Below are 8,613 nucleotides of genomic sequence, written 5' to 3'. Positions count from 1 at the left end.
CCTCCACCTGGGGCGGCGCGCCGAAAGGCTGCGCCGCATTTCCTCCTCACCGGCCACCAGGGCCGGTCACGCGGTGAACACCGCGGCCCCCGTCATGGCATGCCCAAGCTTTCAGCTGGCTTTCAGCCGTTCGATGAGTGGAAATAGACGAAATCAGGCGGGACTGCTCATCACGAGGCGTTGAACCCAAGCACGTCGCGCATGTCATATTCGCCGGGCGGACGTCCAGCCACCCAGAGTGCGGCGGCGATGGCGCCGCGGGCGAACATGACGCGGTCGCCGGCTGCATGCGACAAGGTCAAGGTCTCGCCCTCGGCGCAGAAGCTGACGCTGTGTTCGCCGATGATGCTGCCGCCACGCAGCACCGCAAAGCCGATCTCACCGGGAGGCCGCGCGCCGATGACGCCGTCGCGTGCAAGCCTTGCGACCGTGTCCAGGTCGATGCCGCGTCCGCCGGCTATGGCATGCCCCAGCATCAACGCCGTTCCCGATGGCGCATCGACCTTGTGGCGATGATGCGCCTCGACAATCTCCACGTCCCAGTCATCGGGATCGAGTGCCCGCGCCGCCTGCTCGACCAGCCCGACCAGCATGTTGAGCCCGAGCGAAAAGCTGCCGGAGCGCACGATGGCAATCGTTTTCGCGGCGTCGGCGATAACAGCCAACTCATCAGCATCGAAGCCCGTTGAGCCGATGACCAGGGCCGGCCCGCCGCGCTCGGCGCAAATGCTGGCCAGATTAGCCGAGGCAGCCGGCGTGGTGAAGTCGATGACCAGGTCGGCCACGGCAAGCGCCTCGTCGCGGCTCACCAGCCCTTCGCCGATACTGCCCGGCCGGTGGAAGCGGGCGGCGAGCGCCAGCCGCGCGTCGCCGTGCACGGCGGACGCCATCTCGCGGCCCATGCGGCCCAGCGCACCCGCTATGGCGACCCTGACCGGTGGTTTCAACATGGGGCGCTATCCCGCAGCTATTTCCACATGCCGCGCATGCGCGCGCCGATGTCGACGCGCACCTCCGGCCGAGCCGCCCTGCCCTGTGCCGCCTGTGCGCTCGGCCAGGACACCTGCTGGAACGCAGCCAGGATCGAAGCCGGGATGAAGCGGGTGCGCGAGGCATAGAGATGGCGGTCGCCGCGCGCCGCCTGGCCGTGCGGAAAGAAGCGTTGCGGCATGACCAGGTTGAGATTGTCCTTGGCCCGCGTCATCGCCACGTAAAGCAGCCGGCGCTCCTCCTCGATGTCTTCCTTGGTGCCGACGCCGAGATCGGCCGGGATACAGCCGTCGACCGTGTTGAGCACGAAGACGTTCTTCCATTCCTGGCCCTTGGCCGAATGGATGGTCGACAGGATCAGATAGTCCTCGTCGCGATGCGGCGGCCCGGCCTGGTCGCTGGTGGCGTCCGGCGGATCGAGCGTCAGTTCTGTCAGGAAGCGTTCGCGCGAGGCGTAGCCCGAGCCGATCTGCTCTAGTTGCAAGAGATCGGCGCGCCGCGTCGTTGCATCCTCGTGGATGCGTTCCAGATGCGGCTCGTACCACAGCCTGATCTGTTCGAGGTCGGCCGGCCATTTGGCGCCGGCGCGCAGGCCGGAATAGAGCGAGACGAAGCCCGGCCAGTCGTCCGCGGCGCGTTGCGGCGGACGCCAGCCGGCCAGCCCCATGGCCTCGTCCAGCGCCGTCGTCATGGTCTCGACGATCTGCGCGGCAGCCGAAGGGCCGATGCCCGGCATCAGTTGCAGCACGCGGAAGCCGGCGACCCGGTCGCGCGGGTTCTCGGCGAAGCGCAGCACCGCCAACACGTCCTTGACATGGGCGGCATCGAGGAACTTCAGACCACCGAACTTGACGAAGGGAATGTTGCGCCGCGTCAGCTCGATCTCCAGCGGGCCGCTGTGGTGCGAGGCGCGAAACAGCACCGCCTGCGATTTCAGTGCCGTGCCGGCCTCGCGCTCGGCCAGGATGGTATCGCAGACGAAATTGGCCTGCTCGACCTCGTCGCGCACGGTCACCAGTTTTGGCCTGTCGGTCGACTTGCGCTCCGACCACAGGTTCTTGGTGAAGCGCTCCGAGGCTTCGCCGATCACCGCGTTGGCGGCCGCCAGGATGGTTTCGGTCGAGCGGTAATTGCGCTCCAGCATCACGACGTCGGCGGCTTGCGCGAACTGGTTGGGGAAGTCGAGGATGTTGCGCACCTCGGCGGCCCGGAACGAATAGATCGACTGCGCATCGTCGCCCACCACCGTCAGCCCGGCGCCGTCGGGTTTCAGCGCCATCAGGATCGAAGCCTGCAAGCGGTTGGTGTCCTGGTATTCATCGACCAGCACATGGTCGAAACGCCCGCCCAGATGCGCTGCTATCTCGGGCTCCGCCGCCATCTGCGCCCAGTAGAGCAGCAAATCGTCGTAATCGAGCACGTTTTGCGCCTGCTTGGCCTCGACATAACCGGCGAACAATTGTTTCAGCTGCTCGGCCCAACCGGCGCACCAGGGAAAGGCGGAACCCAACACCTCGTTGAGCGGCGCCTGTGCGTTGACGGCGCGCGAATAGATGGCAAGGCAGGTTCCCTTGGTGGGGAAACGCGCTTCCGTCTTCGAGAAGCCGAGTTCGTGGCGGACCAGATTCATCAGGTCCGCGGAATCCTCGCGATCATGGATGGTGAAGGCAGGGTCGAGGCCGATCTCCAGCGCATAGTCGCGAAGCAGCCGCGCGCCGATGCCGTGAAAGGTTCCCGCCCAGGTCAGCGCATCGGTGATGACAGCTGCATCGCGGCCGAGCACTTCGCCGGCGATACGCTCGACGCGCCTGGCCATTTCGGACGCGGCGCGGCGCGAGAACGTCATCAGCAGGATGCGGCGCGGGTCGGCCCCCTTGACGACCAAATGGGCGACGCGGTGAGCCAGCGTGTTGGTCTTGCCCGAACCGGCGCCGGCAATGACCAGCAGCGGACCGGCTATCTGGCCGTCGCCGTGCTCGACTGCCTGGCGCTGGGCATCGTTGAGCCGGGCGAGATAGGCAGGCTGGACGGTCGGGTCCCGAAAGGTCGAATCAGCAGTGGCGAGGTTCATCCCCCATCAAGCATCGTTTCTGCTTTGTTCGCAATATCGATGCGGGCACACCTAACCCGTGCAGGACCGGGCCAGTCTGAAGAGAAGGGATCGCGCCTAGCGTTGTGGATCGACACCCATGTCGGCCGACTGCCGCCGCAAGGTCTCGCGATCATGCTTCGACGGCGGCAATAGCAGCGGGTCGACCGTATCGGGCACGGTTTCGACCATCTTCCTGGCGATACGATAAGTGACATAGGCGAAGGCGCCGGCGACGAGCAGACGGAACATAGTGCAACACTCCTTTGGAGCACAACCAACCGGGGAAACCGCCTTTGGTTCCCTTGCCAATCGTCCACGCGCGCAGTCGAAGATGGAGGGCGGTTTCGCCAGCGCTCCCCGATGCATTCTCGAGGCAACCGGAGGCGGAACTTGGCGTTTGCGGGGTTCGCGTGCTGCCGCAACCCGCTGTGGCGTCCCGGACGGACTTTTGGAGAAGAAGGCCGGCGCCGCTTGGGAGGAGTGAAGCGCCGGCCAAGCGGATAATTAGGTCCGCCGCACAGGTAAGGCTAGCTGAGTCTTTCCCCTGCGTCATCGGCGGATTATCTTTGTTAAAGCGTACCGAGGCGCACTGCCCTATCGGTCGCCGGTCCGTCATAAGCTTGTCCTGGCCAGCATCCCGGCAATCTCCTTCATCTTCCCGCCTCGCCGCCCAATCGTTGCCTGACCAGCGCGACATGGAAATTAGTGCCGAACAACAGCCCGTCATCGTTGAAGTCGTAGCTGGAATTGTGCAGCGGCGCCGAGCCCTCGCCATTGCCGAGGAAGACGAAGCAGCCCGGCACATGGTCGAGGAAGCGGGCGAAGTCCTCGGAGGCGGTCATCGGCTCGCGAGCGACGGCGATGTTGCCGGGTTCGAAGACGTGCCTTGCGGCGGCAAATGCTGCATCGACCATTTCAGCATCGTTGCGCAGCGGCACGAACTCCCTGCTGTAATTGACCTCGGCCGCGACATTGTAGGCGGCAGCGGTGCCCTGCGTAATGATGCGCATCTGCCGCTCGATCTCGGCGCTGACCTCGGGGCGGAAGCTGCGCGCATCGCCGAGGATGCGGGCAAGGCCGGGCAGAGCGTTGCGGGTGCCGTCGGTGATCAGCTCGGTCACCGAAACCACCGATATGTCGGCCGGGCTCAGCCGGCGCGAGACGATGGTCTGCAGATTGGTGACCAGCGCGCAGGCGGCGACCAGCGTCTCATTGCCCGCATGCGGCCGCGCGGCATGGCCGCCGAGCCCTTTGAGCACGATCTCGAAGATATCCTCGGCCGACATTATGGGGCCGGCACGGGTCTCGAAATGCCCGATCGGCAAGCCGGGCATGTTGTGCAGGCCGAAGATCTCGTCGAAGGGAAAGCGCTGCATCAGCCCATCGTCGAGCATGGCGAGTGCGCCCCTGCCCCATTCCTCGGCCGGCTGGAAGACGAAGCGCACGGTGCCGTCGAAACCGCCCTCACCTGCCAGCAGCTTTGCCGCGCCGAGCAGCATGGTGGTGTGGCCGTCATGGCCGCAGGCATGCATGATGCCAGGATTGCCGGATCGGTAGGATGCGTCCGATTGCTCTGATATGCGCAGTGCATCCATGTCGGCCCTGAGCGCAATCGCCCGGTTGCCGCTGCCGCGCGTCAGCGTGCCGACGACGCCGGTGCCGCCGACGCCTTCGGTGACATCATCGAGGCCGAACTCACGCAATTTAGCGGCGACGAAGGCTGCGGTACGCTTCTCCTCGAAACCGAATTCGGGATGCGCATGCAGATCGCGCCGCCAGAGAATCATTTCCTGCTTCAGCGCGTCGCGATCGAGTTCAGACATTTCTTTGCCCCTTCTGACCTACTTTGCCAGTTGCGCGGCCACATCAAGCAGGATGTTGGCGCCGGCAACAAGCTCGGCGTCATCGGTGTGTTCGCGCGGACTGTGACTGATGCCGCCGGTGCTCGGCACGAAGATCATGGCCGCCGGTGCGATGCGCGCCAGCATCTGTGCATCGTGGCCGGCGCCGGACGTCATGCGCCTGACGCCAAGGCCACGGCGTTTCGCGGCCGCCTCGATTCGTTCGACGATGCGAAGGTCGAAGATCACCGGCTCGAAGCGAGCCAGTTGCTCGACCGAGATCGTCACGTTCTCATCGGTGGCAAGCTGCTCGAGATAGGCGGCAAGCGCCGCCTCCTCCGCCTGCAGGCGCTGTTCGTCGGGGTCGCGCAGATCGATCGTGAAGACGGCGCGCGAGGGAATGACGTTGATGGCATTCGGCTCGAAGCGGATCGTACCCACGGTCGCCACCGTCGGCGCGTTCGAGGCTTTGATCCGGTCGAGCAGGAAGGTGATGATCCGGGCGGCGGCGTGGCCGGCATCGTTGCGCATCGACATCGGCGTGGTGCCGGCATGATTGGCGACGCCCTCTATGGTGATACGCTGCCAGGAGATGCCTTGCAGATTCTCCACCGCGCCGATCGGCACGCTTTCACGCTCCAGCACCGGCCCCTGTTCGATGTGCAGTTCGAGATAGGCGTGCGGCTTGAGGAAGCCGGGCTCCCGGTCGCCGGCATAGCCGATGCGGGCGAGTTCCTGCCCCAGCACGCTGCCGTCCGTGCCGATAGCCGCCAGAACCGTTTCGGCATCGATGCCGCCGGCATGGACCAACGAGCCCATCATGTCGGGCGTGTAGCGTACGCCCTCCTCATTGGTGAAAGCGGCGACCGCGATCGGGCGCGACGGCGAAAAGCCTGTCGCCTTGAGCGTCTCGATCACTTCCAGCCCGGCAAGCACCCCGTAGCAGCCGTCATAGATGCCGGCATCGATGACGGTGTCGATGTGCGAGCCGATGAGCAGCGGCGCCAGCTCCCTGTTGTCCGGGCTTTGCCAGATGCCGAAAATATTGCCGACCCGGTCGATGGCGACATCGAGCCCGGCCTGCCGCAGCCAGCCGACGAAGAGATCGCGGCCCTGCTTGTCGGTGTCGGAGGCGGCCAGCCGGATCAGCCTGTCCTCGCCGTCGCGACCGACGGCACCGAGTTCGCGGATACGGCCAAGCAGGCGCTGTGCATCGATGGCGATCATGCCGTTGCCTCGGCTTTTCTCTTGCCTTCCAGCACATCGGCCGGGCTCATATCAACCAGCTCGGCATAGCGATGCGGGTCGGTGGCACCTTCGGTGTTGATCACCAGCACCCGCGATTTGCCGTCCAGTCCAAGCTCGGTCGGGTTGTCGGCCATCGCCCGGATCAGCCCGGCAAGACCAACACCGCCGCTTTCGCCGGCGACGATCACCGGATCCCCGGCGGCCGGCCGGGCCAGCCGCCGCATCACCGCGATGGCGTCGGCCTCATCCACCGTCATGAAGGCATCGGCGGCGCGCGCCAGCACCCGCCAGGCGACCGGCGAGGCTTCGTAACATTCGAGCATGGCCATCACCGTCGGCCGGCCATGCGCGACCCTGACCGGGTGCCCGGCCTGGGCGGCTGCAAAAACACAGGCTGCACGCGCCGGCTCGACCACGATGAAGGTAGGCCTGGCGTCACCGAGCACGATGGCGAGATGACCGGCCAGCGCGGCGGCAATGCCACCGACACCAGCCTGCACAAAGACGTGGGTTGGTGTCCGAGGGAGCTGACGCAGCGCTTCGCGCACGATCGCCGTATAGCCCTGCATGACCAGACCAGGAATCCGTTCATAGCCCGGCCATGAGGTGTCGGACACGACGGTCCAGCCCTTCTCGGCCGAAACCTGGGCGGCCTGCCTGACCGAATCATCATAGTTGCCGTCGACGCGGATCATCTCGGCACCATAGCGGGCGATCGCCGCTATGCGCTCCTCGCTGACGCCGGCGTGGACGAAGATCGCCGCCCGCGCGCCGACGAGTTGCGCGCCTTGCGCAACGGAGCGGCCATGATTGCCGTCGGTCGCACAGGCAAATGTCATCGCCGTGGCGACGGCACCCACTTCGGGCCGATCGAGATCGGCAACATCGACGGGCCGGCCAAGCCGGTTGCCGGCCTCCTCCAGCACCAGGCGAAAAACGGCGTAGGCGCCGCCCAGAGCCTTGAAGCTGCCGAGGCCGAGGCGAAAGCCTTCATCCTTGATATGGATCGCGCTAATTCCGAGTTCGCTGGCAAACGCCGGAAGCGCATGCAGCGGCGTTTTCAGGTGATTGTCGCGATGGGAAAGAAAACGCTCGACCGTGTCAGCGCCGGCCATGCCGAGGATTTCGGCATCGGCCGGATCGAGTGGGAGGCGATGCAGAGTATTGCGATTGAGCAGGAACACTGGCGGGCCTCCTTGGCATTCGGCGAGAATATATTGCAGGATCGGTGCAAAGGGCGCTGTAATATGGCCTCCCAAATCCAAGTTTGTTTCGCCGAGGACCTCTCCATTGCCTGTATCGCCACCCTCGCTCGACAATTTCGATCTCTCCATCCTTGCCATCCTGCAGCGCGACAACACGACGCCGCAGCGGCTGATCGGCGAGGCGGTGAACCTGTCGGCGCCGGCGGTGCAGCGCCGCATCAAGCGCATGGAGCAGACCGGCGTCATCGCCGGCAATGTCGCGGTCGTCGAGCCGGCAGCGGTCGGCCAGCCGATCACCATCTTCGTCGAGGTGGAACTCGAGAGCGAACGTGCCGAACTGATCGATGCGGCCAAGCGGCAATTCTCGGCAACCCCCGAAGTTCAGCAATGCTACTATGTCACCGGCGAGGCCGATTTCATCCTGGTCATCACCGTGGCCGACATGGCCGCCTATGAGGCGCTGACGCGAAAACTGTTCTTCGACAGCAACAATGTCCGCAAGTTCCGAACTTTTGTTGCGATGGACCGGGTCAAGGTCGGGTTGACGGTGCCATTGCCCGGCTGAGCGTATCCCTGAACGGTGTGATCTGGCGCGAGACGAGCGGAGTTCTCGCCAACCTTAGCCGGCCGCGCGCAGCCACACCTTGTTGTCGTGGAAGGCAGCCCCCCCATAGGGTGCCGGCGCGTCGGCGCCGGTCAGCACATTGATGCCTTCGCCGCGCTCATGCGCGCTGTTTGGCCAGATGCCTTCGGCGATGACGACGCCGCGCTTGATACCGTCAAACAGTTTCGCATGCAGCACGACTTCGCCGCGCGTGTTGCCGACCTCGACACGGTCGCCGTCGGCCAGACCAAGTGCTGCGGCATCATCGGGGTGCAGCAGGAGTTCCGGGCGGCCTTCCCTGGCCTTCGACACCGGCGTTTCCGAGAATGTTGAGTTGAGGAAATTGCGCGCCGGCGACGTGGTCAGCCGGAACGGATGCGCTTCGTCGGCGACCTCGATCAGGTCGACATGGTCGGGAAATTCCGGCAGCCGCGCCACCGGGCCGAACAGGCCCATGCTTTTCGGTGGCCGGTTGGGGGCCGCCTGCCCGGTCCAGTCGGCGCGGAAACGGAATTTTCCGTCGGCGTGGCCGAACCCCTTGATGAAATGCGCGGTGTCGAAGTCCGGCTGCAGGTCGACCCACTTGTCTTCCTTCAAGCTTTCGAAACTGCCCAGCCCACGCTTGCCCAGGAT

At 65.2% G+C, this 8,613-nt stretch carries 8 protein-coding genes; 1 reads left to right on the top strand and 7 read right to left on the bottom strand.

Annotation, left to right across the window (positions count from 1 at the left end; all coding sequences use genetic code 11):
* Positions 1–170 precede the first annotated feature (170 nt).
* The 6 genes from dapB to EOD15_RS22700 all read right to left on the bottom strand — a co-directional run bounded on the left by dapB (position 171) and on the right by EOD15_RS22700 (position 7,355).
* Positions 171–950 (bottom strand): 4-hydroxy-tetrahydrodipicolinate reductase, encoded by a 780-nt coding sequence (gene dapB, locus EOD15_RS22725; protein WP_127321274.1) that lies wholly within the window; start codon positions 948–950, stop codon positions 171–173.
* A gap of 17 nt (positions 951–967) precedes the next feature.
* Positions 968–3,061: an ATP-dependent helicase gene (locus EOD15_RS22720; RefSeq protein WP_127269823.1), complete on the bottom strand. Its 2,094-nt coding sequence runs from the start codon at positions 3,059–3,061 to the stop codon at positions 968–970.
* Positions 3,062–3,157: 96 nt separating this feature from the next.
* Entirely contained in the window at positions 3,158–3,331 is a 174-nt protein-coding gene (locus tag EOD15_RS22715; RefSeq protein WP_127321275.1) for a hypothetical protein, read from the bottom strand.
* A 401-nt stretch (positions 3,332–3,732) separates the two neighbouring features.
* A complete protein-coding gene (locus EOD15_RS22710; protein WP_127321276.1) occupies positions 3,733–4,905 on the bottom strand; it encodes a M20 aminoacylase family protein in 1,173 nt (390 codons plus the stop codon).
* Positions 4,906–4,923: 18 nt separating this feature from the next.
* Complete coding sequence (locus EOD15_RS22705) at positions 4,924–6,150, bottom strand: Zn-dependent hydrolase (protein WP_127321277.1); 1,227 nt, start codon at positions 6,148–6,150, stop codon at positions 4,924–4,926.
* On the bottom strand, positions 6,147–7,355 hold the full coding sequence (locus EOD15_RS22700) for a diaminopropionate ammonia-lyase (protein ID WP_127321278.1): 1,209 nt from the start codon (positions 7,353–7,355) through the stop codon (positions 6,147–6,149). The genes EOD15_RS22705 and EOD15_RS22700 overlap by 4 nt, the downstream gene beginning before the upstream one ends.
* A 106-nt stretch (positions 7,356–7,461) precedes the next feature.
* Here EOD15_RS22700 and EOD15_RS22695 point away from each other — a divergent pair, with 106 nt between their 5' ends.
* Positions 7,462–7,941, top strand: coding sequence for an Lrp/AsnC family transcriptional regulator (locus EOD15_RS22695; RefSeq protein WP_127381214.1), 480 nt, complete (start codon positions 7,462–7,464; stop codon positions 7,939–7,941).
* Between the two features lie 54 nt (positions 7,942–7,995).
* Here the strand turns inward: EOD15_RS22695 and EOD15_RS22690 are convergent.
* The coding region (locus EOD15_RS22690; protein WP_281035571.1) for a molybdopterin dinucleotide binding domain-containing protein at positions 7,996–8,613 on the bottom strand (618 nt) is incomplete at its 5' end.

The sequence above is a fragment of the Mesorhizobium sp. M7A.T.Ca.US.000.02.2.1 genome, assembly GCF_003996995.1.
Classification (GTDB): domain Bacteria; phylum Pseudomonadota; class Alphaproteobacteria; order Rhizobiales; family Rhizobiaceae; genus Mesorhizobium.
Note: the sequence above shows the minus strand (reverse complement) of the source record. Positions and strands in the feature narration are given on the sequence as shown.

Excerpts from the sequence above, each read along its gene's own strand:
- dapB (WP_127321274.1), bottom strand. The coding sequence starts at position 950 with ATGTTGAAACCACCGGTCAGGGTCGCCATAGCGGGTGCGCTGGGCCGC.
- EOD15_RS22720 (WP_127269823.1), bottom strand. The coding sequence starts at position 3,061 with ATGAACCTCGCCACTGCTGATTCGACCTTTCGGGACCCGACCGTCCAG.
- EOD15_RS22715 (WP_127321275.1), bottom strand. The coding sequence starts at position 3,331 with ATGTTCCGTCTGCTCGTCGCCGGCGCCTTCGCCTATGTCACTTATCGT.
- EOD15_RS22710 (WP_127321276.1), bottom strand. The coding sequence starts at position 4,905 with ATGTCTGAACTCGATCGCGACGCGCTGAAGCAGGAAATGATTCTCTGG.
- EOD15_RS22705 (WP_127321277.1), bottom strand. The coding sequence starts at position 6,150 with ATGATCGCCATCGATGCACAGCGCCTGCTTGGCCGTATCCGCGAACTC.